23 protein-coding genes, 2 tRNA genes and 3 rRNA genes are annotated in these 24,909 nt (G+C 40.7%); 20 read left to right on the forward strand and 8 right to left on the reverse strand.

What is annotated here, in order from left to right; all coding sequences use genetic code 11:
• The first annotated feature begins 5 nt into the window (after positions 1–5).
• The 6 genes from QUE72_RS00085 to QUE72_RS00110 all read left to right on the forward strand — a co-directional run bounded on the left by QUE72_RS00085 (position 6) and on the right by QUE72_RS00110 (position 4,720).
• Positions 6–1,088: a LysM peptidoglycan-binding domain-containing protein gene (locus QUE72_RS00085; RefSeq protein WP_286270758.1), complete on the forward strand. Its 1,083-nt coding sequence runs from the start codon at positions 6–8 to the stop codon at positions 1,086–1,088.
• 37 nt (positions 1,089–1,125) lie between these two features.
• Positions 1,126–2,259 (forward strand): DNA-processing protein DprA, encoded by a 1,134-nt coding sequence (dprA, locus tag QUE72_RS00090; protein ID WP_074496279.1) that lies wholly within the window; start codon positions 1,126–1,128, stop codon positions 2,257–2,259.
• A 12-nt stretch (positions 2,260–2,271) separates the two neighbouring features.
• The gene (locus QUE72_RS00095) at positions 2,272–2,745 is read left to right on the forward strand and encodes a DUF494 family protein (RefSeq protein ID WP_074496280.1); all 474 of its coding nucleotides are present in this window, start codon (positions 2,272–2,274) and stop codon (positions 2,743–2,745) included.
• Between the two features lie 192 nt (positions 2,746–2,937).
• Positions 2,938–3,351, forward strand: coding sequence for an alternative ribosome rescue aminoacyl-tRNA hydrolase ArfB (arfB, locus tag QUE72_RS00100; RefSeq protein ID WP_286270761.1), 414 nt, complete (start codon positions 2,938–2,940; stop codon positions 3,349–3,351).
• 403 nt (positions 3,352–3,754) lie between these two features.
• Positions 3,755–4,018 (forward strand): hypothetical protein, encoded by a 264-nt coding sequence (locus tag QUE72_RS00105; RefSeq protein WP_286270763.1) that lies wholly within the window; start codon positions 3,755–3,757, stop codon positions 4,016–4,018.
• A 147-nt stretch (positions 4,019–4,165) separates the two neighbouring features.
• Positions 4,166–4,720, forward strand: a complete 555-nt coding sequence (locus QUE72_RS00110) for a DNA topoisomerase family protein (protein WP_407704940.1) — start codon at positions 4,166–4,168, stop codon at positions 4,718–4,720.
• A 46-nt stretch (positions 4,721–4,766) separates the two neighbouring features.
• Here the strand turns inward: QUE72_RS00110 and QUE72_RS00115 are convergent, their stop codons facing one another.
• Together QUE72_RS00115 and purE are read right to left on the reverse strand one after the other, a co-directional pair.
• Positions 4,767–5,924, reverse strand: coding sequence for a 5-(carboxyamino)imidazole ribonucleotide synthase (locus QUE72_RS00115; protein WP_286270765.1), 1,158 nt, complete (start codon positions 5,922–5,924; stop codon positions 4,767–4,769).
• An 11-nt stretch (positions 5,925–5,935) separates the two neighbouring features.
• The gene (purE, locus tag QUE72_RS00120) at positions 5,936–6,418 is read right to left on the reverse strand and encodes a 5-(carboxyamino)imidazole ribonucleotide mutase (protein ID WP_286270767.1); all 483 of its coding nucleotides are present in this window, start codon (positions 6,416–6,418) and stop codon (positions 5,936–5,938) included.
• A 278-nt stretch (positions 6,419–6,696) separates the two neighbouring features.
• Here purE and QUE72_RS00125 point away from each other — a divergent pair, with 278 nt between their 5' ends.
• The 3 genes from QUE72_RS00125 to QUE72_RS00135 are packed head-to-tail and all read left to right on the forward strand — an operon-like array spanning position 6,697 to position 8,526.
• A complete protein-coding gene (locus QUE72_RS00125) occupies positions 6,697–7,242 on the forward strand; it encodes an L-threonylcarbamoyladenylate synthase (RefSeq protein ID WP_074498527.1) in 546 nt (181 codons plus the stop codon).
• On the forward strand, positions 7,239–8,150 hold the full coding sequence (hemF, locus tag QUE72_RS00130) for an oxygen-dependent coproporphyrinogen oxidase (protein ID WP_286270768.1): 912 nt from the start codon (positions 7,239–7,241) through the stop codon (positions 8,148–8,150). The genes QUE72_RS00125 and hemF overlap by 4 nt, the downstream gene beginning before the upstream one ends.
• Before the next feature lie 4 nt (positions 8,151–8,154).
• Positions 8,155–8,526, forward strand: coding sequence for a diacylglycerol kinase (locus QUE72_RS00135; RefSeq protein WP_074498529.1), 372 nt, complete (start codon positions 8,155–8,157; stop codon positions 8,524–8,526).
• 32 nt (positions 8,527–8,558) lie between these two features.
• Here QUE72_RS00135 and QUE72_RS00140 read toward each other — a convergent pair whose 3' ends face one another.
• Positions 8,559–9,548, reverse strand: coding sequence for a GGDEF domain-containing protein (locus QUE72_RS00140; protein WP_286270772.1), 990 nt, complete (start codon positions 9,546–9,548; stop codon positions 8,559–8,561).
• Between the two features lie 231 nt (positions 9,549–9,779).
• Here QUE72_RS00140 and QUE72_RS00145 point away from each other — a divergent pair, with 231 nt between their 5' ends.
• Positions 9,780–10,481 (forward strand): OmpW/AlkL family protein, encoded by a 702-nt coding sequence (locus QUE72_RS00145; RefSeq protein ID WP_286270773.1) that lies wholly within the window; start codon positions 9,780–9,782, stop codon positions 10,479–10,481.
• 129 nt (positions 10,482–10,610) lie between these two features.
• On the opposite strand, the gene QUE72_RS00150 is transcribed toward QUE72_RS00145, so the two are convergent.
• Positions 10,611–11,042 carry a group II truncated hemoglobin gene (locus QUE72_RS00150; protein ID WP_286270776.1) on the reverse strand — a complete coding sequence of 144 codons (432 nt, stop codon included), beginning with the start codon at positions 11,040–11,042 and terminating at the stop codon, positions 10,611–10,613.
• Between the two features lie 23 nt (positions 11,043–11,065).
• Here QUE72_RS00150 and aroE point away from each other — a divergent pair, with 23 nt between their 5' ends.
• Together aroE and QUE72_RS00160 are read left to right on the forward strand one after the other, a co-directional pair.
• Positions 11,066–11,884 (forward strand): shikimate dehydrogenase, encoded by an 819-nt coding sequence (gene aroE / locus QUE72_RS00155; protein ID WP_286270778.1) that lies wholly within the window; start codon positions 11,066–11,068, stop codon positions 11,882–11,884.
• Between the two features lie 3 nt (positions 11,885–11,887).
• A complete protein-coding gene (locus tag QUE72_RS00160; RefSeq protein WP_286270779.1) occupies positions 11,888–12,121 on the forward strand; it encodes a hypothetical protein in 234 nt (77 codons plus the stop codon).
• A gap of 8 nt (positions 12,122–12,129) precedes the next feature.
• On the opposite strand, the gene QUE72_RS00165 is transcribed toward QUE72_RS00160, so the two are convergent.
• Positions 12,130–12,666: a gamma carbonic anhydrase family protein gene (locus tag QUE72_RS00165; protein WP_074498534.1), complete on the reverse strand. Its 537-nt coding sequence runs from the start codon at positions 12,664–12,666 to the stop codon at positions 12,130–12,132.
• Between the two features lie 738 nt (positions 12,667–13,404).
• Between QUE72_RS00165 and QUE72_RS00170 the strand changes: the two genes are divergently transcribed.
• The 5 genes from QUE72_RS00170 (at position 13,405) to QUE72_RS00190 (ending at position 18,795) form a co-directional block, all read left to right on the forward strand.
• Positions 13,405–14,947: ribosomal RNA gene (locus tag QUE72_RS00170) — 16S ribosomal RNA — on the forward strand.
• An 87-nt stretch (positions 14,948–15,034) separates the two neighbouring features.
• A tRNA-Ala gene (locus tag QUE72_RS00175) sits at positions 15,035–15,110 on the forward strand.
• A 442-nt stretch (positions 15,111–15,552) separates the two neighbouring features.
• Positions 15,553–18,432: ribosomal RNA gene (locus QUE72_RS00180) — 23S ribosomal RNA — on the forward strand.
• Between the two features lie 120 nt (positions 18,433–18,552).
• A 5S ribosomal RNA gene (gene rrf / locus QUE72_RS00185) occupies positions 18,553–18,667 on the forward strand.
• The 16S, 23S and 5S rRNA genes sit together here with 2 tRNA genes alongside, the layout of an rRNA operon.
• 43 nt (positions 18,668–18,710) lie before the next feature.
• A tRNA-Tyr gene (locus QUE72_RS00190) sits at positions 18,711–18,795 on the forward strand.
• Between the two features lie 199 nt (positions 18,796–18,994).
• Here QUE72_RS00190 and QUE72_RS00195 read toward each other — a convergent pair.
• Complete coding sequence (locus QUE72_RS00195) at positions 18,995–20,632, reverse strand: tetratricopeptide repeat-containing response regulator (RefSeq protein ID WP_286270781.1); 1,638 nt, start codon at positions 20,630–20,632, stop codon at positions 18,995–18,997.
• 270 nt (positions 20,633–20,902) lie between these two features.
• Between QUE72_RS00195 and QUE72_RS00200 the strand changes: the two genes are divergently transcribed.
• Complete coding sequence (locus QUE72_RS00200; protein WP_286270784.1) at positions 20,903–22,267, forward strand: DEAD/DEAH box helicase; 1,365 nt, start codon at positions 20,903–20,905, stop codon at positions 22,265–22,267.
• Here the strand turns inward: QUE72_RS00200 and QUE72_RS00205 are convergent.
• Positions 22,257–22,706 carry a YaiI/YqxD family protein gene (locus tag QUE72_RS00205; RefSeq protein ID WP_074495102.1) on the reverse strand — a complete coding sequence of 150 codons (450 nt, stop codon included), beginning with the start codon at positions 22,704–22,706 and terminating at the stop codon, positions 22,257–22,259. The genes QUE72_RS00200 and QUE72_RS00205 overlap by 11 nt on opposite strands.
• 95 nt (positions 22,707–22,801) lie before the next feature.
• Between QUE72_RS00205 and QUE72_RS00210 the strand changes: the two genes are divergently transcribed.
• Entirely contained in the window at positions 22,802–23,278 is a 477-nt protein-coding gene (locus QUE72_RS00210; RefSeq protein WP_074495104.1) for an acyl-CoA thioesterase, read from the forward strand.
• A 56-nt stretch (positions 23,279–23,334) separates the two neighbouring features.
• Here QUE72_RS00210 and QUE72_RS00215 read toward each other — a convergent pair whose 3' ends face one another.
• Positions 23,335–23,970, reverse strand: a complete 636-nt coding sequence (locus QUE72_RS00215) for a thiol:disulfide interchange protein DsbA/DsbL (RefSeq protein ID WP_074495107.1) — start codon at positions 23,968–23,970, stop codon at positions 23,335–23,337.
• 185 nt (positions 23,971–24,155) lie between these two features.
• Between QUE72_RS00215 and QUE72_RS00220 the strand changes: the two genes are divergently transcribed.
• The gene (locus tag QUE72_RS00220; protein ID WP_286270791.1) at positions 24,156–24,902 is read left to right on the forward strand and encodes a TIGR00266 family protein; all 747 of its coding nucleotides are present in this window, start codon (positions 24,156–24,158) and stop codon (positions 24,900–24,902) included.
• Positions 24,903–24,909: the final 7 nt, after the last annotated feature.

Raw genomic sequence — 24,909 nt, forward strand, 5'->3', positions numbered from 1 at the left:
TTAGTATGATAAAAAGGTCATTATTAACACTAATTTTCTGTTTCTTGTCTTTAAGTTTACATGCTGATGAGCTTAGATTGCTGGCAGATGCACCTAAATCATATGTCGTGATTAAGGGAGATACCCTTTGGGATATTTCCGCAAAGTTTCTCAAAGATCCGTGGTTATGGCCAAAACTTTGGCGAGTAAACCCTGAAATTCAAAACCCCCATTTAATTTATCCCGGCGATCAATTAAACCTTGTTTATGATGCTCAAGGTATGCCGATGTTGGTGAAAGGAAAGCCAAGATTAAAATGGTCGCCAAAAATAAGAACATCATTAAAAGATCAACATCCAATTGAAACTATCTCACTAAAAACCATTGCACCTTACATTAATTACAACTCAATATTATCAGTAGACGATGTTGAAAATGGTCCTTATGTACTGGGCAGCGAGGAAGGGTATAAACTTTCTAGTGATGGTTTTAAATTATATGTAAGCCAGACATTACCTGTAGGACGTTCAATAGTTATTTATAACAAAAGTCAGCCAGTAACTTCACCAGAAACTGGCGATATACTTGGTTATCACGCTAAAGTTGTTGGGTCAGGTAAAGTAGTCCGTGCTGGGGATACTTCAAAAAATCAACCCGCTACCGTCTATATAGATAGTGCATTGAAAGAAATACGTTCGGGCGATTTAGTGAAAGTTATCAGTCGTGAGCAACTTATGCCTGCATTTTTTACCATGCAATCTGTTGCACCTTCAGTAAAAGGCATGATTGTTAAATCATCGAATGAAATGCGAGAGTTTGGAAAATTTGATGTTATTTATATTGATCAAGGTCGTCAGCAGAATGTAATGCCGGGTGACATTTTATCGATTTCTCGCAAAGGCCCTGAAATAGTCGAAACTGATGATGGGCCTATTTATGTTAATGATGCCTCAAAGTTACATCGGATGACGGCTAGCTCAGATTATAACATGCCGGAAGAAACTATCGGTAAAGTAATGGTGTTTAAAGTATTTGATCAGCTGAGTATGGCATTAATATTACGTTCTGAAAAACCGGTGAGATTGCTAGATAGCGTAATAGCACCATAAGCATATTACTTAATCATTAGGGAAGCATTTGTGCAACATGGAAGAGCACAACATATTGGCCTCAAGTACAGGCTGTGAAGAAGCACGTTATTGGCTAGCATTGAAGCTTGTGCCAAGATTAGCGATTGATAAAAAGCTGGCTTTAGTTGAACGTTTTTCAATTAAGCAGCTTTTTTCTGATCCACCTACACGTAATGTACTGAATCTTTCTGAAAAACAATATTGTGCAATTACTCGTCCTGATTGGCAGAAAATCGACCAAATTATACAGACTACCATTGCTGTTAAATCAGATATTCTTTATTACGGTCATCCGCAGTACCCTGAATTACTAAAACAAATATTTGATCCCCCACTTGTCCTCTTCGTTAAAGGCAATAAGTCAGTATTAACCAGCAATCAAATAGCGGTTGTTGGCAGTAGAAATGTGAGTATCTATGGTGTAGAACATGCTCAATTGTTTGCAAAGCAGTTATCTTGCAGTGGGCTCACAATTACCAGTGGTTTAGCGCTAGGAGTTGATGCAAAAGCACATTTAGCAGCCGTTAAATTATCTCGGCCAACCGTTGCAGTGATAGCTACAGGTATAGATATTACTTATCCGTCTAGGCATAAAACCCTTGCGAATAAAATACTAGATGCTGGCGGGACTATCGTGAGTGAATTTTTACCAGGCGTTACCCCTAAGCCGGGTCACTTTCCCAAACGAAATCGCATCATAAGTGGCTTAGCTTTAGGTGTTGTTGTGATTGAAGCGACCAAGCAAAGTGGATCATTGGTAACAGCCAGGTGTGCCCTAGAGCAAAACAGAGATGTATTTGCGTTACCGGGTAGTGTTATTAATCCACAAAGTGCTGGCTGTCATTGGTTAATAAAACAAGGTGCTAAGTTAGTAGAGTGTGCTGCCGATATAGTAGAAGAACTTCCTTTTATTGAAAAAAATGAACTAAACTTATTGAAAAGCAGCACGAAAGAAATGCGAACAAAAAAAAGTTGTCAACAGGGCTTGTCTAACGATCCATTGTTAGCTAGTGTGGGGTATGAAATTACACCCGTAGATATAGTAGTTTCTCGGAGTAAACTACCCACAGATGTAGTGCTAACCCGATTGATGATGCTCGAGCTAGGAGGTCTGGTAACTGCGGTGCCAGGTGGCTACCTTAAAATTTAATAGGGGCTGGTTATGTTTGATATCTTGATGTATCTTTTTGAAAACTATATTCACAGTGATGCCGAAGTGATGGTAGATCACGATATACTCACTGATGAATTAACTCGCGCGGGCTTCCACCAAGATGAGATTTATAAAGCACTTACTTGGTTGGAAAAATTAGCGGCATTGCAAGATACTGATGCTTATCCGTATTTTAAACGCGATGCTAAGCCGTCATTCCGTATCTATACCGAAGAAGAAAAGCAGCTACTTGATAAAGAGTGTCGAGGTTTTTTAATGTTCCTTGAACAAGTCAATGTATTAGACTTTACGACTCGTGAAATGGTGGTTGATCGGGTAATGGAGTTAGACACGAAATATTTTGCCCTCGATGATCTTAAATGGGTGATTTTAATGGTGCTGTTTAATGTACCTGGTAAAGAAAGTGCTTATTCACAAATGGAAGATCTTATCTTTGACGAACAAGAAGGGCCGTTGCATTAGGCTTGGCGTTTCGCTTTAAAGGTTAGATTTACCAGCTTGTTCAGCAAAGTGCTTAATGTGTAGCATTTTGCTGAATTTACTTTTCTTATTTTCTTTAGACAATTCAAACTGAACCATCAAAACTCCTTATTGAGTTCGTGAAGGCGTGAAATAATGTCATTGATTGAATGCCTTTTTGTAATAGAGTGATATATGTTAGACATTTCAAACAACGTAACCCTTGCGGAATGGGAAATCGAACTTAATGCTATTCGTTCTCAAGGCAGTGGAGGGCAGCGAGTAAATAAGGTTGCTACCGCCATTCATTTAAGGTTCGATATAAAAAGATCTTCATTGCCTAGTGTTTATAAAGAGCGTTTATTGGGGCTTTCTGATAGTCGTATAACCGCTGATGGCGTGGTTATTATCAAGTCTCAGTCACATAGAACACAAGACATGAATAAGCAGGAAGCTCTTGAGCGTCTCAAGGAATTGATACTTTCTGCAATGGTTGTGCAAAAAAAGCGTCGCCCCACTAAACCAACGAAAAGCTCACAGCGAAAAAGAATGGACAGTAAAACTAAAAAAGGAGTTACCAAATCATTGCGCGGAAAAGTAAATTTATAATTGCTTTGGATAAGAATATGAATAAATAAAATAGATGTTCTAGTCGAAAGTAAGTTGTTAACATGGAAGCTTATACCAATTCGCATAAAGATTAAGTCAGTTCAGAGCGATGTCAGAGGTGGGAGAATAAGCGAAACGTGTGCAGGTATAGTTGTTCTACATCAAACACGTTTTGCGCAATTATCTCGGCTCTAACAGGCTCCCAAAGGGCGAGTTTAAACGCTTCATAGCCTGTGTTGTTGATTTTGAAAAGGACGCTACAAGGATGTAGCTTATTAGAGAACGCAGAGCACGTTCTCCTGAATAACCATTCTCTGCAATCAACGCCGTGCCTCTAAAGCGTTTAAACTCGCTGAATGACCGAATATTTATGCGAATTGGTATTATTAGTTATGGAGTAAATATGAAAAGTTTAATCAGTATGGTCATTATGTTGTCGGCTACACAATTAGTGAGTAGCTGTGCTACACCGCAAGAGACTAAAAGCTATGAAGATGCTTACAGTGCCCAACAACAATGCAATGGTGAAATGGAAGTCACACACTCTATGGTGATTCATTCGAATAATGAAGAAGTCGAATCACCTACAGTTACCTCTGTATGTCAACCTTCAACCTACGAAACTCAAACTGATTTTGAAAAAGAAAATCGACGCGAAAATTATTAATAATTGAGCAGAATTATTATTTACGGAGCGAACGTTTTATTTCTGATCACAAGTAACCTATCCTTGTATTCAAAGTTTTAAAACGTTTACTCTACACTCGTATCGCGAGATAATTGAGCGATTCAAGTTTTAGATTATTGGAGAATCATGCCAAACGACGACTCGCTATTTACCCACCACGAACATGCCTTGGAAAAAGAGTATGAAGTCTGTCCAGAATGCGGCAGTGAACTTGTGATAAAAAAGAGTAAAGCGGGTGCCTTTTTTGGGTGTTCTTCTTATCCTAGCTGTGAGTATACAAGACCTGTACATGAACAAGAGAAAATGGAAGCGCAGGCATTGCCGGGAAGTGAATGCCCAAAGTGTGGCCATGAACTTGCCGTGAAACAAGGTCGTTATGGTATGTTTATAGGGTGTAGTAATTTTCCAGAGTGTCATCATATCGAGCAAGAAGAACAAGCCTCAGGCATGTCAGTGAAATGCCCATCTTGTAAGTCAGGTCAGCTTGTTGAGCGTCAAAGTCGGTTTGGAAAAACCTTTTATGCCTGTGACGGCTACCCTAAGTGTAAATTTGCCGTTAATCATGAACCTGTGGAAGGTAAGTGTATAACCTGCAGCTTCCCGTTATTATTGAAGCGTCAAATGGCTGCCGGTGAAAAGCTTCAATGCGCCCAGAAAAAGTGCAGTAAATTTCAGCCATAAAAAAAGCGAGCTGAGTGCTCGCTTCCATAAATAATCGTATAACGTATCAGCTTTGATTTTCTTGGTATTGTGCAGCAAAATGTGCAACCTCAGGAAATGCTTCTGTATCTAATAGCTGAGCAACAGTATTAAGACGCAAAGCAAGTTCTGCTTGTGTATTGCCACTGATATTTATGTGTCCCATTTTCCGGCCTGCACGCTTTTCTTTTTCGTACCAATGCATAGTAACGCTAGGAATAGCTAACACTTCAACTGGAACACTATCTTCACCAATGATATTAATCATCGCAGTAGGGCGATTCAATTCGGTATTACCTAATGGTAAACCGCAAATGGCGCGCAAATGATTTTCAAATTGACATGTATCAGTACCTTGTTGGGTCCAATGGCCTGAGTTGTGAACACGGGGGGCTATTTCATTCACTAGTAATTGCTCGCCAACTTGAAAGAACTCAATCGCTAAAATACCCACATAATCAAGTTTTTCAGTAAGCTTAGTAAATACTTGATGTGCCTGTGCTTGCAACGACTGAGAAACTGGGGCAGCTAACGACACGCTTAAAATACCATTAGTATGGTGATTCTCTGTTAGCGGATAAACGGCAATTTCACCGGTAGTGCTACGGGCCCCCACTAATGATAATTCACGTTCAAAAGGTACCATTTGCTCTGCAACAATGCCTTGTGGAACGGAAGCTTGGCTTTGTGCAATAAAGTCAGACATTTCTTGCCAAATTTGATCTGCTTGTTCAGCAGACTTTAAACGCCACTGACCTTTGCCATCGTAGCCTTCAAGTGCGCTTTTAAAGATAATTGGCAAGCTTAAAACGGCAATTGCCTTGTCAAAATCAGCTTTATTATCAATGATCACATGTTTTGCGTTTGCTACCTGACAGTTTTCTAATAAGGCTTTTTCTAAGCGGCGATCGCCACCTATTTTAATCGCTTGGCTACTCGGAAATAATTTTCCAGAGGCTTCACATTGCGCAAGCGTGTCATGAGCAACGTGTTCAAACTCAGCAGTAATAACATCAGCATTGTTAATGCCATCAGTTAAGTCTCCGTAAATAAGTTCTGCTGCTAATGGGTGCACAACCTTATTGGTACGAACATCAAATGCTTTTACATCCATGTTTAACGGTGAACCTGCAAGATCCATCATGCGTGCAAGTTGGCCAGCGCCTAATACCAAAACTTTTTTCATTAGCTTACTTTCTATTCCGCAGGGTTAGGATTACTTAATATAGTATCAGTTTGTTCTGTTCTGAATTTTTCAATATTCGCCATGATATCACTATCATGTGTTGCGATAATTTGTGCGGCTAATAATCCGGCATTTGCTGCACCTGCTGTACCGATAGCAAGTGTACCTACCGCGATACCTTTCGGCATTTGTACGATAGAAAGTAACGAGTCTTGACCACTTAATGCTTTTGATTGCACAGGCACACCCAAAACAGGTAGTGGAGTATATGCTGCGGTCATACCGGGTAAATGTGCAGCGCCACCAGCACCTGCAATAATTACCTTAATGCCACGATCTTTTGCATTTTCAGCATATTCTGCGAGTAAGTGAGGGGTTCTATGCGCAGATACCACTTTAGTTTCATAAGGAACATTTAATGAATCTAACATCTCTGCTGCATGTTGCATTGTAGGCCAATCTGATTTTGACCCCATGATAATACCCACTTTCATGATATATCACCTTGATTTGATGGTTGCTGAAATTACGGTATCTACCGCGACTAAAAATAAGCCGCGCATTATACCTGTGTTTACAAAAATACGGAAATTTTACCAATTTGGCCATTAAAAAGAGCAATTCGTTGTTTAGGTGTAAAAAAGGCGATGCTGCCTAACGTATCATTGATGACTCAATTACTTTCTTTTTTAAACAATAAAACAGCAATGAAAAATCTTTTTAAAACACCTATAATCGCCGCTATCAACTTTTTTGAGTGTGTAACAACATAATGACAACGGCAGTAGAAACCTTCCAACAAGGTGGTGTAATTGCTTACCCAACCGAAGCAGTATTTGGATTAGGTTGTGATCCAGACAATCAATCAGCGGTAGAACGAATATTGCAGATTAAAAATCGACCCGTTGAAAAAGGGTTGATTTTGTTGGCTGGAAATTACTCTCAATTATTGCCATATATTGAAGATAACGCCATTCCTCAAGATAAGCGCTTTACTGTTCTTTCGCGTTGGCCGGATGGTGTCACGCAAGTGTTGCCAGCTAAATCTTCTACGCCTAAGTATTTAACAGGTAAATTTACGAGCCTTGCGGTTAGAGTGACAAGCCAACCTGATGTTGTTGCACTTTGTCGGCAAACAGGTAAACCTGTGGTTTCAACAAGCGCAAACTTGTCGGGGCGACCACCAGCATTAACTTGGCAGGAAGTTGAGCGCACCTTAGCGAGTAGCGTAGATTACATTATTAAGGGTGATACATTAGGATTTGATAAACCGTCAACGATTATTGATGCATTAACTGGGGAAACTTTTCGTTCATGAAACAAGTTAATATTGAAACAGTCATCTCGTTTTTTAAGCAATTACAGGATGATATATGTACCCAACTAGAACAAGCAGATGGTCAGGGTAAGTTTGTAGAAGATGCATGGCAACGAGAAGAAGGCGGCGGCGGTCGTACTCGTGTATTAACAGGTGGGTCTGTCATTGAGCAAGGTGGTGTGAATTTTTCGTTAGTTTCTGGCAACAAATTACCTCCATCAGCAACGGCGCATCGTCCTGAACTAGCTGGCCGAACTTGGCAAGCATGTGGTGTTTCACTGGTCATTCACCCGAAAAACCCTTTTATCCCCACATCGCATGCAAACGTTAGGTTTTTTATTGCTGAAAAAGCAGGTGAAGAGCCAGTATGGTGGTTTGGTGGTGGGTTTGATTTAACGCCGTTTTATCCATTCTTGGACGATATAAAACATTGGCACCAAACCGCACATGATTTGTGTTCCCCCTTTGGTGAACATGTTTATCAAGAACACAAAGCGTGGTGTGATGATTATTTTTATCTCAAACATAGAAATGAAACCCGTGGTGTTGGTGGGCTATTCTTTGATGATTTAAATCAGTGGTCATTTGAACAATGTTTTTCTTATGTGAAAGCGGTGGGAAGTGGCTTTACTGATGCTTATATTCCAATTATGGAAAAACGTAAAAACACGCCTTTTCAGGATGAACATCGTCAGTTTCAATTATATAGACGTGGTCGCTATGTGGAATTCAATTTAGTGTTTGATCGCGGCACCTTGTTTGGTTTGCAGTCGGGTGGACGTACTGAATCTATTTTAATGTCAATGCCGCCACTTGCAAGGTGGGAATATAACTATCAACCAGATGAGGGGAGCGATGAAGCAATGCTCTCTAAATATTTAACAGCTAGAGAGTGGTTAACAGAGTAAAAGCATGACAGAAAAACTTAAATATGGTCACTTACAACGTTTTGGTCCAGCAATAAGAAATAGCTTTGTTGGGTTAAAAGCTGCTTATAATAATGAGATAGCGTTTCGACAAGAAGTGTACTTATTCCTGCTTTTATTTCCTGTTGCGCTTTATATTGCTGATAACTTTATTGAATTTTCGTTATTAATGTCAGCGATTATGGGCATTATGATCGCTGAGTTATTAAATTCTGCGGTAGAAGCTGCAATAGATCGCATTAGCCTTGAACATCATGAATTAAGCGGTTTAGCGAAAGACTTAGGCTCTGCTGCTGTTTTTGTCGCTATTTGTTATTTTGTATTGGTGTGGGGTTATAAAGTTTATACACTATTTTAATGTTCTATATTACTATTTGTACTTTTTAATCATTAAAGAAGTTTAGGCTTAGGTGAGCTAGCAAACGATACACAATTTCGACCGTTTTCTTTTGCACGATACAATGCTTTATCTGCCCGTTTGAACCACTTACTGGGACAATAGCCTGATTCTTGATACCCAGCTACGCCAATTGAAATGGTCACTTGCTGATTCTCTAACATTTCAGCTGACGCTATTTTGTGTCGCAATAAATGAGCGAACTTCTCTGCCGAATTCTGTGTAATACCATGAAATATAATGATAAATTCTTCGCCGCCAATGCGATAAAGTTCTGTGTTTTCTGGTAATATTGATTGAGCAATTTCTGTGATGCTGATTAACACGTTATCCCCAATATCGTGACCATAAATATCATTGATGTGTTTGAAGTTGTCAATGTCAAAAATGAGTAATACATGTTCTTCAGAATGCTTGATTGTTGTAGTTAATGTTGCTAAATCATCATTAAAAGCACGTCGGTTTTTTATGTTTGTCAATGGGTCGGTAACGGTTAAAGCAATTAGCTCCTGCTGGTGTTTGTGCCATTGATAACCAAATGCGAAAGAGCATATGCCAGTTCCTAAGTAAGTAAAAATCATGGTCATAAGTTCAAATAATGGCATTTTTTCGTGCATCAAAAATGCCATCACAGCAATAGATAGGATTGTGACTCTTGCTGCGATTAATGGCGTTGTTAGATAAAAAATAAGGGGAATAGCAGGGTAAAGCCAAACTGCTTGAGGTTTACCTTTTAAGTAAACGGTAATTAATACGGCACTAAAAACAAAAATACTTAATGCTTTCTTTGCAACATCAATATGGCGTTTCTCATATACATTGATGCTAAGCAAGATAAGTAAAAGCGTAACGCTTATATCAAAGATGCCAATTATCCAATCAGCATGTATTAGACGATAGGCCCCAAAAGGCGCAAGAATAGCCGCTATAGCTAATGACAGTACTATTAACACTTGTTCTTGAACTGGGCGATTTTTTAGCATAAGCAACCCCATGTTTTTCATTAAATATAACACAGGTATTTCTGGTTGATTTTTAAACGTGAATGTTTGTGCAAAAATTCACGAGAAATAATCAATAATATTGATTTAGATCAGTATATTAGTTTGTTTGAACTGTTCCCCCTCGATTAACCCTAAAAATGTTGCGTTAAATCAATTTTTTGCTGCTGAGTAAGTCATATGATGCCGTCAAATAATTTAGGAGTTACTCTCATGAAAAAAAGTCTTATTACATTAGCGGTTTTATCTAGTTTATCTGTTGGTGCTCTTGCGCAAGGCTATCAATCCGGTGATCTAGTGGTACGTGGTGGTGTAACCAATGTTAACCCAAATAGTGACAAAGCGGGTGTTTATGTTGGTGCATTAGGTGGTAATACACCTTTGTCGGTGTCAGTAGATGACAATTCGCAATTAGGTTTAAATTTTGTTTATTTTTATGACAATAATTGGGCTATCGAAGTACTAGCAGCAACGCCGTTTACTCACGACATTACTATTCACGATCCACAAGGTATTTCGTCAGGTATCTTTGATGTTAACGTTGATGGTGCGACGTTAGGTGAAACTACACATTTACCACCAACAATCAGTGCCATCTATTATTTTGATAGTGACACTGCTTTTAAACCATACGTTGGTGCAGGTTTAAACTACACTATCTTCTTTGATGAAGACTTTAAACAAGCGCCGAAATCACTTGGCTTTAACGATTTATCGTTAGACGGTTCTTTTGGTTACGCACTACAAGTTGGAGCTGATTACCAGTTAGATGACAATTGGCACTTAAATGCTTCTGTACGCTACATTGATATTGATACAGAAGCTACCTTTAAAATTGGTGATGACATTATAGGCTCTGCGGATGTCGACGTTGATCCTGTCGTATTCTCATTATTAGTTGGTTACAAGTTTTAAGCTTTATACCAATTGAATTAAAGGCTTGATCAACTTAGCGCGCTAAGCTTTACCACTCTATGGTTTGGTTATTGTATTAACAGTGTTTATTAATGTTTGAAAAGCCACTTAATGTTATAAGTGGCTTTTTTATTGGTTCACCATGTGCAATGCCAATTGCGTAAAAGATTGACGTAAATGCTTTTTTAACGAGTCATTATCAATTGTTTTATTTACGGCGTTGTTCATACACAACAACCATAACTCCGCTTGTTTTTTAGTGACAGCAACATGCATGTGCCGTTGGCGTAGGCGAGGGTGACCGTAAATTTCTTCATATAATGGTGGTCCGCCTAACCAACCAGATAGGTACTGAAAGAACTTTTCTCTGATATCGTCTAGTGGTTGTTTATGAATAGCCAGTAATTCTTGCAGGTGAATATTACTTTCCATTTCGTCATAAAAGGCATTGGCTAAAGCCCTTGTACCAGCTTCTTGTCCAATAAGCATATATGGAGTATTACTAGGAGATAACATTTTGGACTTGTTTGTTTGTGATAAAAGCTTTTTAATGCCTAACAAAGTGATAACCTTCTGATAATTTTATGGACAAATACGCTGTTTTTGGTAACCCAATTAGTCAATCTAAATCACCATTTATACATCAACAATTTGCTGAACAATCAGGCCAAGCGTTGCAGTATAACGCAATAAAACCAGAGCATGATGATTTTTGTGCTGCAGTTAAATATTTTATCGCTAGCGGTGCAAAAGGCTGTAATGTTACTGCTCCCTATAAAGAGCAAGCCTATAAGCTAGCAACTACTTTGTCTAAAGGCGCTGAGCTTGCTGGTGCAGTCAATACATTAACGTTCAATGAAAATGGTACTATTATTGGAGATAATACCGACGGCCCTGGGTTAGTGGAAGACTTAAAAGCCAATAACGCCAACTTGCAAGGACGCATTCTATTAATTGGAGCTGGGGGGGCCTCTCGCGGGGTGATTAAACCGTTGTTGGACTGCATGCCAGAAAAATTGGTGATTGTTAATAGAACAGAAGCTAAAGCAAAAGCATTAGCTGAACGATTTAAATCCTATGGTAATATAGAGGCGCTTTCGCAAGAATCATTAGTTCTCGAAGCGGGGTTTGATATTGTCATTAATTCAACATCTGCGAGTTTATTTAATGAATTGCCATCTGTGCCGACACAAATATTTACCAATAACACCCTTGCATATGATATGGCGTATCGCAATGAACCAACTATCTTTTGTCAGTGGGCGCTTGATAATAATAGTGCAAAAGCGGTTGATGGATTAGGAATGTTAGTGGGGCAGGCTGCGGTTGCTTTTGAAATTTGGCGTCAAGTTATGCCAGAAACTAAAAGCGTGTTAGCTAATTTACGAGCGGAATTAATATAAACAATGAATCAAGCCATTTTATTCAACGATGACTTAGTTTTTAACCAAGAAAAGAATGTGTGGTGCATGACTGGGTTGCAAGCAGGTGAATTGATCACGATTTATTTTCATTCTCCTAACTTGAAGCATCTAGCCAGCATTGATCAATGTACTAAATATGATCTTGAAGAGATCACCGAGCTTTGGCTAGAAAAGAATGAGCCAGAGCACGGTGAAATTCATATTTATGATATTTAAAGGTATCTTTATTCAAGGTACTCGTCTTTAGTGACAAGATAATTTAAAGCTGACTCCTTTAAAAAATTAACTTCAGCGTCTTTGAGCGGTCTTGCCTCTTTCATCGGGTTACCAACATAGAGGTAACCGGACCGTAACACTTTATTCGGTGGCACCACAGTTCCTGCGCCAATAAATACGTCATTTTCAATTTTTGCTCCATCTAAAATAATAGAGCCCATCCCAACTAGCACACGATCTCCTATAGTACAGCCGTGTAACATACATTTATGGCCAATGGTGACATCATCACCGATAATTAAAGGGTAGCCGTCTGGGTTTGATTTAGATGAACGCGTTACATGTAATACAGTACCATCTTGAACATTAGTTCTATCACCGATGGATATTTTATTTACATCACCTCTGGCTGCTACTAACGGCCAAACACTGACGTCATTTCCCATGGTTATATCACCAATTAATACGGCACTTTCATCAATATAACTATTTTTGCCAACAATAGGCATAATACCTTTATAACTTCTAAGAGGATTAGTAGACATAGATAACTCTCAACTTGTGTTTCACTAATTTATAGTAAAAGAATTGCAGTACTTAATAAAAGGGTACGTTGAAATTAGCTAAAATGCTAATAGAGATAATAAAAAGCTGTTTTCTAAGAACTTATCTAATAATTAACAATTGATTAATGTTTTACCTGATTATGGTTACTTTATACCAATAAACACGGGGTTTGTACAAAAACAAAGCAAACAAACAATTAATTGAAAATAGTTGTTGACGGCGCGGTAAAAATCCCTAAAATGCGCATCCACTTCTCGGGGACAAGCCAAGAAGGTGTTTTGATAAGTTTAGTATCACGAAAGCGGTATAAAACAACAAACCAAACATTCAAAAATAAACGAAAGTTTTTTAAGAAAAAGGTTGACATCAAAACAGGGTTGCGTAGAATGCGCATCTCGCTTGAGGCAACGGTCACAAGCAACTAATAAAGCGGTCTAGTAACGAATGAGATTATTAGTTCGCGTCGAACAAAGCGTTCATCGATGAACCGTTCGACCTACTTGCTTAGGCAAGCATCTTTAACAATTAGTTATCATGCAATTTGTGTGGGCACTCACAGTGATGATGTTTTACCAGTAACTTAGGTTACAAAAATGTCTTAGTGAATGTTCATACAAAAACTTATTTAAGTTTTATTGGTTTATATTACTTTTTAAAAGTAATGACCAAGTATCAGAATTCATTGAGCAGCATCTTCGGATGCACAAACGATTTTTTAATTGAAGAGTTTGATCATGGCTCAGATTGAACGCTGGCGGCAGGCTTAACACATGCAAGTCGAGCGGTAACAGAGATAGCTTGCTATCTGCTGACGAGCGGCGGACGGGTGAGTAATGCTTGGGAATATGCCTAGAGGTGGGGGACAACAGTTGGAAACGACTGCTAATACCGCATAATGTCTACGGACCAAAGGGGGGGCTTCTTCGGAACCTTTCGCCTTTAGATTAGCCCAAGTGAGATTAGCTAGTTGGTAGGGTAAGAGCCTACCAAGGCGACGATCTCTAGCTGGTTTGAGAGGATGATCAGCCACACTGGGACTGAGACACGGCCCAGACTCCTACGGGAGGCAGCAGTGGGGAATATTGCACAATGGGGGAAACCCTGATGCAGCCATGCCGCGTGTGTGAAGAAGGCCTTCGGGTTGTAAAGCACTTTCAGTCGTGAGGAAAGGGTAATGGCTAATATCCATTATCTGTGACGTTAGCGACAGAAGAAGCACCGGCTAACTCCGTGCCAGCAGCCGCGGTAATACGGAGGGTGCGAGCGTTAATCGGAATTACTGGGCGTAAAGCGTGCGTAGGCGGTTAGTTAAGTCAGATGTGAAATCCCGGAGCTCAACTCCGGAACTGCATTTGAAACTGGGTAACTAGAGTATTGTAGAGGGTGGTGGAATTTCCAGTGTAGCGGTGAAATGCGTAGAGATTGGAAGGAACATCAGTGGCGAAGGCGGCCACCTGGACAAATACTGACGCTGAGGCACGAAAGCGTGGGGAGCGAACAGGATTAGATACCCTGGTAGTCCACGCCGTAAACGATGTCAACTAGCTGTTTGTGTCCTTGAGACGTGAGTAGCGTAGCTAACGCGCTAAGTTGACCGCCTGGGGAGTACGGCCGCAAGGTTAAAACTCAAATGAATTGACGGGGGCCCGCACAAGCGGTGGAGCATGTGGTTTAATTCGATGCAACGCGAAGAACCTTACCATCCCTTGACATCCAGAGAATTTTCTAGAGATAGAATTGTGCCTTCGGGAACTCTGAGACAGGTGCTGCATGGCTGTCGTCAGCTCGTGTTGTGAAATGTTGGGTTAAGTCCCGCAACGAGCGCAACCCCTATCCTTATTTGCCAGCGAGTAGTGTCGGGAACTCTAAGGAGACTGCCGGTGATAAACCGGAGGAAGGTGGGGACGACGTCAAGTCATCATGGCCCTTACGGGATGGGCTACACACGTGCTACAATGGTACATACAGAGGGCAGCAAGACCGCGAGGTGGAGCGAATCCCATAAAGTGTATCGTAGTCCGGATCGGAGTCTGCAACTCGACTCCGTGAAGTCGGAATCGCTAGTAATCGTAGATCAGAATGCTACGGTGAATACGTTCCCGGGCCTTGTACACACCGCCCGTCACACCATGGGAGTGGGTTGCAAAAGAAGTGGCTAGTTTAACCTTCGGGGGGACGGTCACCACTTTGTGATTCATGACTGGGGTGAAGTCGTAACAAGGTAACCCTAGGGGAACCTGGGGTTGGATCACCTCCTTATCTTGAAGTGAAACAGATTGTTGTTGAGTGTTCACACAAATTGTATGATAACGAACGTAGAAGAAGTCACCCTGACTAAGTCTAAAAGGGGCTATAGCTCAGCTGGGAGAGCGCCTGCCTTGCACGCAGGAGGTCAGCAGTTCGATCCTGCTTAGCTCCACCAAATTCTTCGTTATGCGTCGTTGCTTAATGACTCGTTTAGTGAACTAAACGTCGCCATCAAGCGCCTAGCTTAACTCGAATTATTAACTTCTTCATAAAGAATGAGAGACCAAATTAAAGGTTACTTTTTAGTGATTTTCAATTTGGTTTTTTTAACCAAGTTTTTAACCGAATGCGTGTTAATTACGATTTCTTTAACAATCTGGAAAGCTGATATTTATATCCCGATATAAGTAGTTTTATCAACTAGTTATATCACGTTAGCTTTAGGTAAGTAACGAGTGTCGCGCTCATTACTTTAATGAATAAAGCTAACAACCGAAATAAGACTTCCTTATCTTATTTCATTCTAATTCAAGTGCTATTTATAGTACGTGAAAATGTCAGACATACATTGATACTCAGTTTTGTCACTGAGTAACCTAAAATATTTAGGGTTGTATGGTTAAGTGACTAAGCGTATATGGTGGATGCCTTGGCAGTTAGAGGCGATGAAGGACGTGTTAATCTGCGATAAGCTGTGTTAAGTCGATAAAAGACGTTACAGACACAGATTTCCGAATGGGGAAACCCAATGTCATAAGACATTATCATTAACTGAATACATAGGTTAATGAGGCGAACCGGGAGAACTGAAACATCTAAGTACCCCGAGGAAAAGAAATCAACCGAGATTTCGTTAGTAGCGGCGAGCGAACGCGAATTAGCCCTTAAGCGTATGGGCGTCAGTGGAACAAGCTGGAAAGCTTGGCGATACAGGGTGATAGCCCCGTACACGAAGACAAACATATTGTGAAAACGAGTAGGTCGGCACACGTGAAATGTTGACTGAATATGGGGGGACCATCCTCCAAGGCTAAATACTCCTAACTGACCGATAGTGAACCAGTACCGTGAGGGAAAGGCGAAAAGAACCCCTGTGAGGGGAGTGAAATAGAACCTGAAACCGTATACGTACAAGCAGTGGAAGCCTTCGGGTGACTGCGTACCTTTTGTATAATGGGTCAGCGACTTATTTTTAGTAGCAAGGTTAACCGATTAGGGGAGCCGTAGCGAAAGCGAGTGTTAACTGCGCGTACAGTTGCTAGGAATAGACCCGAAACCCGGCGATCTACCCATGGGCAGGTTGAAGGTTGAGTAACATCAACTGGAGGACCGAACACACGTATGTTGAAAAATGCGGTGATGACTTGTGGGTCGGAGTGAAAGGCTAATCAAGCCGGGAGATAGCTGGTTCTCCCCGAAATCTATTTAGGTAGAGCCTCGCACGAACACCATTGGGGGTAGAGCACTGTTAAGGCTAGGGGGTCATCCCGACTTACCAACCCTTTGCAAACTCCGAATACCAATGAGTGATATGCGGGAGACACACTATGGGTGCTAACGTCCATAGTGAAGAGGGAAACAACCCAGACCGCCAGCTAAGGTCCCAAAGTACTAGTTAAGTGGGAAACGATGTGGAAAGGCATAGACAGCTAGGAGGTTGGCTTAGAAGCAGCCATCCTTTAAAGAAAGCGTAATAGCTCACTAGTCGAGTCGGTCTGCGCGGAAGATGTAACGGGGCTAAACTAGTCACCGAAGCTGCGGATTTAAATCTTTGATTTAAGTGGTAGGGGAGCGTTCTGTAAGCCGTTGAAGGTGTGTTGTAAGGCATGCTGGAGGTATCAGAAGTGCGAATGCTGACATGAGTAACGATAATGGGAGTGAAAAACTCCCACGCCGAAAGACCAAGGTTTCCTGTCCCATGTTAATCAGGGCAGGGTAAGTCGGCCCCTAAGGCGAGGCCGAAAGGCGTAGTCGATGGGAAACAGATTAATATTTCTGTACTTCTATATATTGCGAAGGAGGGACGGAGCAGGCTAAACAGGCATGGCGTTGGTAGTCCATGTGAAAGTGAGTAGGTTGAGAACTTAGGCAAATCCGGGTTCTTAAGACTGAGACACGAGACGATACTCTACGGAGTAGAAGCTGTTGATGCCATACTTCCAGGAAAAGCTTCTAAGCATCAGATATATAGGAACCGTACCCCAAACCGACACAGGTGGTTAGGTAGAGAATACTAAGGCGCTTGAGAGAACTCGGGTGAAGGAACTAGGCAAAATAGTACCGTAACTTCGGGAGAAGGTACGCTGTCGACGGTGATGAGACTTGCTCTTTAAGCTGTTGACAGTCGAAGTAACCAGGTGGCTGGAACTGTTTATTAAAAACACAGCACTGTGCAAAATCGAAAGATGACGTATACGGTGTGACGCCTGCCCGGTGCCGGAAGGTTAATTGATTGGGTTAGCTCTGCGAAGCTCATGATCGAAGCCCCGGTAAACGGCGGCCGTAACTATAACGGTCCTAAGGTAGCGAAATTCCTTGTCGGGTAAGTTCCGACCTGCACGAATGGCGTAATCATGGCCACACTGTCTCCACCCGAGACTCAGTGAAATTGAATTTGCGGTTAAGATGCCGTATACCCGCGGCTAGACGGAAAGACCCCGTGAACCTTTACTATAGCTTGACAGTGAACATTGCTCCTACATGTGTAGGATAGGTGGGAGGCTTTGAAGCATGCACGCCAGTGTGTGTGGAGCCAACCTTGAAATACCACCCTTGTATGCGTGATGTTCTAACCTAGGGCCCTGATCGGGCTTGGGGACACTGTCTGGTGGGTAGTTTGACTGGGGCGGTCTCCTCCCAAAGAGTAACGGAGGAGCACGAAGGTTGGCTAAGTACGGTCGGACATCGTACGGTTAGTGCAATGGCATAAGCCAGCTTAACTGCGAGACAGACACGTCGAGCAGGTGCGAAAGCAGGTCATAGTGATCCGGTGGTTCTGTATGGAAGGGCCATCGCTCAACGGATAAAAGGTACTCCGGGGATAACAGGCTGATACCGCCCAAGAGTTCATATCGACGGCGGTGTTTGGCACCTCGATGTCGGCTCATCACATCCTGGGGCTGAAGTCGGTCCCAAGGGTATGGCTGTTCGCCATTTAAAGTGGTACGCGAGCTGGGTTTAGAACGTCGTGAGACAGTTCGGTCCCTATCTGCCGTGGGCGTTTGAGAATTGAAGAGGGCTGCTCCTAGTACGAGAGGACCGGAGTGGACGAACCACTGGTGTTCGGGTTGTCATGCCAATGGCATTGCCCGGTAGCTACGTTCGGAACTGATAACCGCTGAAAGCATCTAAGCGGGAAACAGGCTTTGAGATGAATTCTCACTGGAGATTTAATCTCCCTAAAGGGTCGTTGGAGACTACAACGTTGATAGGTCAGGTGTGTAAGGGTTGTGAGGCCTTGAGCTAACTGATACTAATTGCCCGTGAGGCTTAACCATACAACACCTAAATGTTTTAGGTATGTTTGATAACATCACGTACTGTGCCTTGAATTAGAATAACGATAGATATCAGAATTCCGAGATTGTGTTTACGAAAGTAGACGAAAAAAGATTATGCTTGATGACAATAGCATTGTAGAACCACCTGACTCCATGCCGAACTCAGTAGTGAAATGCAATAGCGCCGATGGTAGTGTGGGAGTTCCCATGTGAGAGTAGGACATCATCAAGCTTCTATTAATGGAAAACCCAGCAATGCTGGGTTTAATCCGTTTGGAGGGGTTCCCGAGTGGCCAAAGGGATCAGACTGTAAATCTGACGGCTCCGCCTTCGGTGGTTCGAATCCACCTCCCTCCACCATATAAACAAAGCTCGACAGTTGTCGGGCTTTTTTTATATCTGAAAAACAAGAAGATAACCACCGTCGATTAAATTGTCAGGATAAATGATATACAGATGAAATGTGTAGGACAGGAGTGCGAAATAACCCCCCTTTCCAGCGGATAAAACATTAATACAACATTTTATGCTGATGGTGATTAATATACGTTTCAGTAGATTAGTGTGTATTAAAAGCATTTAAGGCTTCAAATTTACTTCTAAGCTTTAAGAATCGTTTAAACGACTCACTTTCTGGAGATAATCCATTGAAGTGTTTAATCAATACTTTTGCTTGTTTAAAATCATCTACACGCTCTTTATTCGTTTCATAAGACACTAATAAAACCTGTAATAGATTAAGTTTAACGCCGATATGGTGTGGGAAGTGATAAAGCGCTTGATTAAGTTTATCGATAGCTAAAGTATAATGTTTTGCTTTATAAAGACTTACACCAACCTCTAACGCGGTTTGAGCAGCAATTTTATCTTTTTCACTGATAGGCCTATCTGAAAGAGCAACCACTTCTGAAAGAATTTCCATGTTATCAGGATGAGCTTGTGATAGGTTCTCTAATAGTACTTCTGCCTTCCCTCTGCGTTGCAAGGCAATGAGCGATCTTGCGATTTTAAACGTTCCTTCAGTAGTGAGGACCTTTTTATAGGTTTCTAACAATCTTTCGGCCTCTTTAAGTGCGTTTTGAGCAGGACCAACATCTTTTGCTTTATAATGTAAGCGCGCAATTAGAAATTGTGCAATGACTTTTAATTCATTCGCTTGAAAGTCACGTGTCATATTGTCTAATACAGTGAAGGCTTTATCATTTAATTTTCTTATTTGACTTTCAGATAAATTATCGGCGTGTCCAATTAAGGCCTCTGCAAATTGAATCGCGTTGTCTGGCTTTTTGTGAATTGAGTGGTAAGCAAGATCATTTGTTTTCGATAACGCAGACGTCGCTTTTCCTAAACTATTATTATTGAGGCAAATTTCAGCATATTGCTTTAAACGGGTAACTGATCTTGGTGAAACTAATAAGGCTTGTTCTAGGGTTTGCTCGGCTTTTTCATGGTCGTTGTTGTATATTTGTGATTTGGCTAACCAATCATACGCTGAAAGATAAAAAGGGTTATCATCAACAATGGCCTGAAAACACTTTTCAGCTTCGTGGTAATTTTGTTCGACTAACGCTATTTTACCTAAACCTATTGTAGCCCACTGGCAGTTAGGTGTGCCAACGTATGCTGAGTAAATTTTTCTTGCTTGCTGATATTCACCTAATTCAAAATGTTGCCTTGACCTTATCCCTAAACATTCGTGTTTGTAGGGACTATTTTTATAAGCCTCTTGATTACATAACTTGATTACTTTTTTGCGATCATTTGTATCCAGCGCATGATAAATTTTTGCCATGGCTGTTTTTTTTTCAAATGTACGAGTCAGTCGAATAGAAAGGTCTTTAAGGGTGTAGGGTTTGATGAGGTATTCATCAGGCTTATGTTCTAACGCCGCTAATACCATCGCTTGAGACACCTCAGCAGTAATCATGATGACGATACATTGCCGTGAAAGTAAATTTTTAGCTCTTAATTCTTCAAGAATTTGTTGGCCATTTTTTTTATTATCACCAAGATCATAGCCAAGTAACACTACGTCATATGCAGTTGCTTCACAAAGTGCAATAACGTCTGGTGCATGATAACTAGTTTCTACACTTAAGACTCCTAGGCTATAGGCAAATATTTTTAGGGTGTCTCTTGATTGCTTTATATTGTCGACAATGAGGAAGCGTTTGCTACCATAATCAATTTTAACCATGAAATCCCTTCATTATCAGTTACTACCTTGTTTTTAGCGGAAATATTACTTGTTGTCTAGTATTGCAGAACGAAAAGACAGTTACTATAGCTAACAAGAAGCAATGATACTTAAGGTTAATAGAGAAGAGTAAAAAGGTTATGATATATATGTCAGTCAGTAACAGGTATAATGTCGGTCTTACACTTTTAAAGCTAAGGGCTTAGCTAAAGCTTTACTGTGTATGTGATTGCGCTTTTCGAGCTTCTCTTTTTTAATCGGGTATACTTCATGTCTTTTTCGTTATTAAATTTATCTCAACCGGTTTTAAAGGCGGTTGATGAACAAGGTTATCACACGCCATCGCCAGTGCAACAACAAGCGATACCTGCTGTATTATCAGGCAAAGATGTTATGGCTGCTGCACAAACAGGAACAGGCAAAACGGCTGGTTTTACTTTGCCAATTATTGAAAGATTATTGAAGGGAAAACCTGCTCGCGCTAATGAAGTGAGAGCATTAATCTTAACCCCTACAAGAGAACTTGCAGCTCAAGTTGCTAATAATGTTGCTACATACGGGCAGCACACCAAATTGCGTGCAAACGTAGTATTTGGCGGTGTTAAAATTAATCCGCAAATGATGAAGCTAAGAAGCGGTAGCGATGTGTTAGTGGCAACGCCTGGTAGATTATTAGACCTTTATCAACAAAATGCAGTCAAGTTCTCGCAATTAGAAGTACTGGTATTAGATGAAGCGGATCGCATGTTAGATATGGGGTTTATTAGAGACATTAAAAAAATATTGTCATTTTTACCTGCGCAAAGACAGAATTTATTATTTTCTGCGACCTTCTCACCGGATATTAAAGCGTTAGCTCAATCTTTTGTACATAACCCTGTTGAAATTTCTGTCAGTCCTAGCAATAGTACGGCGAAAACTGTTGAGCAGGTAGTAGTGCCTTGTGATAAGAAAAAGAAGTCTAAATTACTAAGCTTTTTGATTAAAGAAAACCAGTGGCAACAAGTGTTAGTTTTTACAAAAACAAAACATGGTGCGAATCGACTAACCAAAGAATTAGATAGCCAAGGTATATCTGCATTGGCGATACACGGTAATAAAAGCCAGGGCGCAAGAACAAAGGCGTTAGCTAAATTTAAGAATAATGAAATAAGTGTTTTGGTGGCAACGGATATAGCAGCACGAGGATTAGATATCGACCAACTGCCTCAAGTGGTGAATTTTGAATTGCCACATGTATCAGAAGATTATGTACATAGAATTGGTAGAACAGGTCGAGCAGGTGCTGATGGCTTCGCAGTGTCTTTAGTCTGTGCAGATGAGCACAAATTACTGGAAGATATTGAATATGTGATACAACAACATATTGAACGTAGTATTGAACCAGGCTTTGAGCCTGTCAATGCGCTACCTGCTTCTCGGGCTATTCGACCGTTAAAAACGAAGAAACCCAAGAAAATTAAAAGTCAGAAATTAAACACACAAGAAAATAATCGTGGTGGTTCAACGGTAAAAAAATCAACTAGAGGTAAACCACATTCGAACAATACCAATAAAAAGCATACAACTAAGAAGCAGCAAGGACAAAGTCATCACGGGACTAAAAAAGTGGATCCGTATGCGGCTAACCGCTAGCGAGATTAAGCCATTTGTCTAGTTGATTAGCAAAGGCTTGTCTGTCTGCCTGACTGAGCGGCGCACTGCCGCCAGTTTCAATACCACTTGATCGTAAAGTATCCATAAAATCACGCATATTAAGCCGCTGTTTAATATTGCTTGTCGTGTAAAGTTCCCCCCGAGGATTTAAAGCGATACAACCTTCTTCTATTACTTCAGCCGCTAAAGGTATATCACTGGTGATAACTAAATCGTTAGGCGAACAACGTTTGACAATTTCGTTGTCAGCAACATCAAAACCACTACTAACACGCACAAAGGTAATGTAAGCCGAAGGTGGGATTTTCATTGCATGATTAGCAATTAATGTCGTTGGCATCTTTGTTCTTTCAGCAGCCCTAAAAATAATGTCTTTAATTGGAACTGGACAAGCGTCAGCATCTACCCAAATGGCCATAATCATCTCGTATTAAAAATATGTACAATATTAGTGTCTTGCCGCTATAGTAAAGTTAACATCGCCAACAGCCAAGTAGAATAATAGAGAAAATTATGAATGATCCTCAACGCTCACTAACGTTACGATTTTTAGCAGAACCACAAGATGTAAACTTTGGTGGTAAAGTGCACGGAGGAGCGGTGATGAAATGGATAGATTTAGCGGCTTATGCCTGTGCTGCTGGTTGGAGTGGTCGCTATTGTGTAACCGCTTATGCTGGGGGAATACGATTTGTATCGCCAATCCATGTTGGGAGTTTAGTCGAAGTGAGTGCTGAGGTGATCTATACCGGTAATTCATCCATGCACATTGCATTACAAGTACATGCCTGCGATCCAAAATCGTTAAATAAGCGAAAAACTACACATTGTATTGTCGTGATGGTTGCTGTTGATGAAACCGGCCATAAAGTGTCAATTCCACAGTGGATTCCTGAAACAGAAGAAGATAAAAAGCAATTAGAATCTGCGAAGAGACTCATGGAAATGCGAAAGGAAATAAGTGCTGAGATGGATCACTTAGTTTTGTAATTGTTTTGTTTAAGGAAGTGCTGATGAACTTAGCACTTCCTATGTTAGCTGTTTATTTAGTCTAGGGTAAGCAGGTAAGCAATAAGGTTTTTGTAATCTTCAATAAAGTTCTCGCTATCTATTGCTCTTGCATTAATTGCGTATTTACCATTAACCACAAAAGTAGGTACGCTACCGACATAACGACCTGCGGATAATTTGTCTTGAACTTTTTTATCGCGTTTTACCCGTGACATTAAGGCAAAACTCTTTAGCCCTTTTTCAAAGTCGCTTGCTTTACCACCCGCCGCGACATAAATTTTCTTCACATCATCGATAGAATCAATTGATCTTTTTTGTGTTTGTAAATAACTAAAAGCTTCAGCATTATATTGCTTAGCGATACCCGTTTTTTCGGCAATGATCATGCCTTTGCTTAACATAAATTGTTTTTCAGGTGCAGACTGTCCCATAAAGTCTACGTGTGTTTTGGTCAGTTTTGTACCATCGGGTAAGCTCTTTTTAATTTCAGGTAAATATGCCTCAAAGCCTCTACACGCAGGGCAATGGTAAGAAAAATATTCTCTCACTTCTGGCTTTTTAGTCGCTTGACCAGGTATGACTTTATAATGCTCTCCCTCTTCGTATTTTGCTGCATTTGCGGCAAGAGGAATAAATACAGTTGCTAATAAAGCGGCAAAAAATTTCTTCATAGGTTTAATTCTCTTCATAAAAGTAGCGTATGTGTGCGATATTATCATTATTCTGAGTAATTGGTAATATTGCATTGCGTAGATTAATCTATGCTGAATAGACCGTGCTTGCTTACCTTAACTTCAAGATAATATGTAAATAAATATTTTGTGTGTAACACAGATTAACAAGGAAGAAATATTCAATGCGAAGTCATGAAATAGATTACAAAATTATTGGCCATTCTATGCAAATGGTCGAAATAGAATTAGATCAAGGAGAAACGGTCATCGCTGAAGCTGGAGCGATGAATTATATGGAAGACGGTATTATTTTTGAAACTAAGATGGGTGACGGCTCAGATGTTGCGCAAAGTTTTATGAGTAAGTTATTTTCAGCAGGCAAAAGAGCTTTCACAGGTGAGTCTGTTTTTATGACACATTTTACTAGCCAGGTTTATGGCAAACGCAGTGTCGCATTTGCAGCGCCTTATCCGGGGGAAATTATTCCTCTAGATCTTGCGCAATTAGGTGGCAGCGTTACTTGTCAAAAAGATGCTTTTTTATGCGCAGCACGCGGGACTAAAGTTGATATAGCCTTTAATCGTCGTTTAGGGAGTGGGTTTTTTGGCGGAGAAGGGTTCATCTTGCAGCACTTGTCGGGTGATGGTAAAGCATTTGTTCATGCCGGTGGTACCGTGATAGAAAAACAACTTAATGGAGAAACGTTACGCTTAGATACCGGATGTTTGGTGGCATTTAGTGATGGTATTGATTACAGTATTGAGATGACATCAGGCTTAAAAAGTATGTTTTTTGGTGGTGAAGGGTTATTTCTTGCCACTTTGTCTGGTCACGGAAAAGTATGGATTCAAAGTTTACCTTTTTCACGGCTTGCTGATCGTATTATTTCACATGCACCTAACTTTGGCGGTTCAAGCCAAGGCGAGTAGTAAACGT

Origin of the sequence: Thalassotalea hakodatensis (assembly GCF_030295995.1) — a bacterium.
In the GTDB taxonomy this organism is placed as follows: Bacteria; Pseudomonadota; Gammaproteobacteria; order Enterobacterales; family Alteromonadaceae; genus Thalassotalea_C; species Thalassotalea_C hakodatensis.

Bases quoted from the DNA above. Each gene is read 5' to 3' on its own strand.
- QUE72_RS00085 (WP_286270758.1), top strand. From the start codon at position 6: ATGATAAAAAGGTCATTATTAACACTAATTTTCTGTTTCTTGTCTTTA.
- dprA (WP_074496279.1), top strand. From the start codon at position 1,126: ATGGAAGAGCACAACATATTGGCCTCAAGTACAGGCTGTGAAGAAGCA.
- QUE72_RS00095 (WP_074496280.1), top strand. From the start codon at position 2,272: ATGTTTGATATCTTGATGTATCTTTTTGAAAACTATATTCACAGTGAT.
- arfB (WP_286270761.1), top strand. From the start codon at position 2,938: ATGTTAGACATTTCAAACAACGTAACCCTTGCGGAATGGGAAATCGAA.
- QUE72_RS00105 (WP_286270763.1), top strand. From the start codon at position 3,755: ATGAAAAGTTTAATCAGTATGGTCATTATGTTGTCGGCTACACAATTA.
- QUE72_RS00110 (WP_407704940.1), top strand. From the start codon at position 4,166: ATGCCAAACGACGACTCGCTATTTACCCACCACGAACATGCCTTGGAA.
- QUE72_RS00115 (WP_286270765.1), bottom strand. From the start codon at position 5,924: ATGAAAAAAGTTTTGGTATTAGGCGCTGGCCAACTTGCACGCATGATG.
- purE (WP_286270767.1), bottom strand. From the start codon at position 6,418: ATGAAAGTGGGTATTATCATGGGGTCAAAATCAGATTGGCCTACAATG.
- QUE72_RS00125 (WP_074498527.1), top strand. From the start codon at position 6,697: ATGACAACGGCAGTAGAAACCTTCCAACAAGGTGGTGTAATTGCTTAC.
- hemF (WP_286270768.1), top strand. From the start codon at position 7,239: ATGAAACAAGTTAATATTGAAACAGTCATCTCGTTTTTTAAGCAATTA.
- QUE72_RS00135 (WP_074498529.1), top strand. From the start codon at position 8,155: ATGACAGAAAAACTTAAATATGGTCACTTACAACGTTTTGGTCCAGCA.
- QUE72_RS00140 (WP_286270772.1), bottom strand. From the start codon at position 9,548: ATGCTAAAAAATCGCCCAGTTCAAGAACAAGTGTTAATAGTACTGTCA.
- QUE72_RS00145 (WP_286270773.1), top strand. From the start codon at position 9,780: ATGAAAAAAAGTCTTATTACATTAGCGGTTTTATCTAGTTTATCTGTT.
- aroE (WP_286270778.1), top strand. From the start codon at position 11,066: ATGGACAAATACGCTGTTTTTGGTAACCCAATTAGTCAATCTAAATCA.
- QUE72_RS00160 (WP_286270779.1), top strand. From the start codon at position 11,888: ATGAATCAAGCCATTTTATTCAACGATGACTTAGTTTTTAACCAAGAA.
- QUE72_RS00165 (WP_074498534.1), bottom strand. From the start codon at position 12,666: ATGTCTACTAATCCTCTTAGAAGTTATAAAGGTATTATGCCTATTGTT.
- QUE72_RS00195 (WP_286270781.1), bottom strand. From the start codon at position 20,632: ATGGTTAAAATTGATTATGGTAGCAAACGCTTCCTCATTGTCGACAAT.
- QUE72_RS00200 (WP_286270784.1), top strand. From the start codon at position 20,903: ATGTCTTTTTCGTTATTAAATTTATCTCAACCGGTTTTAAAGGCGGTT.
- QUE72_RS00205 (WP_074495102.1), bottom strand. From the start codon at position 22,706: ATGGCCATTTGGGTAGATGCTGACGCTTGTCCAGTTCCAATTAAAGAC.
- QUE72_RS00210 (WP_074495104.1), top strand. From the start codon at position 22,802: ATGAATGATCCTCAACGCTCACTAACGTTACGATTTTTAGCAGAACCA.
- QUE72_RS00215 (WP_074495107.1), bottom strand. From the start codon at position 23,970: ATGAAGAAATTTTTTGCCGCTTTATTAGCAACTGTATTTATTCCTCTT.
- QUE72_RS00220 (WP_286270791.1), top strand. From the start codon at position 24,156: ATGCGAAGTCATGAAATAGATTACAAAATTATTGGCCATTCTATGCAA.